Annotated in this window: 1 protein-coding gene; it reads right to left on the bottom strand. The window is 70.6% G+C overall.

Translation table 11 applies throughout. The features are described from left to right. Positions 1-170: 170 nt before the first annotated feature. Entirely contained in the window at positions 171-596 is a 426-nt protein-coding gene (locus ACY5KJ_RS19195) for a transposase (protein ID WP_462204025.1), read from the bottom strand. Positions 597-663 lie beyond the last annotated feature (67 nt).

Raw genomic sequence — 663 nt, 5'->3', positions numbered from 1 at the left:
TGGGCTGGCGGTCGCGGTCCTGGCGGCGCTGCTCGCCGGTGCGGGCCAGCTCCTCGTCTGCACAGAATGCGCAAAAAACCATTTATTCACAAAACTTGCCGACTTGCCGGCTAGTTCGTAGCGTTTTTGGAAGGGCGGCAAAGCCTCCCGGCCGGAAGAGCTCGGACGGACTATCGCCCAGCGGATGAACGATGTGGATGAACGATTCGGAGGTGGCGGGATGACGTCCATAGCCGCGGGAGCCGCGGGCAAGCCGCCGGTGAGCGGTGAGCCAGCCGAGGGTGCGTTCGACCACCCCTCGTCCCGGCAGGGCCAGGGCCCCGGAGATTTTCCGGCCGGGGTTCTCCCGGGCGGTCTCGACGGTGGCCTTCAGGATGGTCCATGACCCCCGCGGGCCGGACCCCGCCCCGCGACGCGCCCTGGACCCTGGCGGTCACGCCCTTGTCCTTCCACCGGTCGAAGAAGCCGCAGACCGCCCGCCACGCCGGGAAGCCCGCCGGCAGCGCCCGCCACACGATCCCGTTGCAGGCCACGTACCGGAAGGCGCCCACGATGCCCCGGCGAGGGCCCGCCCCGGGCCGGCCGCCCCTCGGCACCGGCGGCAACACCGCTTCGGCAACCACCCACCCGGCGTCGCCCAGACCCGACCAGTACCGGTATATA

This window comes from Frankia sp. CcWB3 (genome assembly GCF_977927595.1).
Note: the sequence above shows the minus strand (reverse complement) of the source record. Positions and strands in the feature narration are given on the sequence as shown.